Below are 545 nucleotides of genomic sequence, written 5' to 3' on the forward strand. Positions count from 1 at the left end.
CAGGCGCGCCGGGGTGACGGTGCTGGCGCTCGGCTCCGGCGGCGGCGAGCTGGACGCGATGGCTCACGAGTCACTGGCCGTGCCGGACGGGGCCGAGCTGGACCTGGACACCGTGCAGCACCTGGTGAGCGCGGCGGCGGGCGAGAACGGGACGGCTCCGAGGGCCGGGCGGGGCTTCCGCGACCGCCTGTCGAGGCTGGCGGAAGCCCTGACGGCCCCGCCGACCGCCCCCTGGTAACCGCCGACGCCCCTCGTCCCGGCCCCCGGCCGTGCCGGTGACCGGGGCGGCCGAGACCTGCGGTGCGTGAAGCGCCCCACCCGCGCTCCACCTCCTGCCGGCCCTGGGAAGCGCGGTTTCCCCGGGTATCCGCCCGGTCGGCCTCGTGCCCGACGACGCCGACGTACCCGCCACCACCGGGCTGCGTGCCCTGCTCCCCGCTCGGTCAGGTCCGGGCGGGCGGTTCGCCGCGCGGGCGTGCGGGCCTCCGTCTGGACGGCGGCCGGGCCTGAGCGGGCTCGGTGGGACCGCTCGCGCTGTGCCCGCC

The 545-nt window shown here is 79.1% G+C and carries 1 pseudogene; it reads left to right on the forward strand.

The features are described from left to right. Positions 1 to 238, forward strand: a pseudogene (locus ACFW2E_RS35640) (hypothetical protein); the annotation flags it as partial. Positions 239 to 545: the final 307 nt, after the last annotated feature.

This window comes from Streptomyces sp. NPDC058964 (genome assembly GCF_042741275.1).
GTDB lineage: Bacteria > Actinomycetota > Actinomycetes > Streptomycetales > Streptomycetaceae > Streptomyces.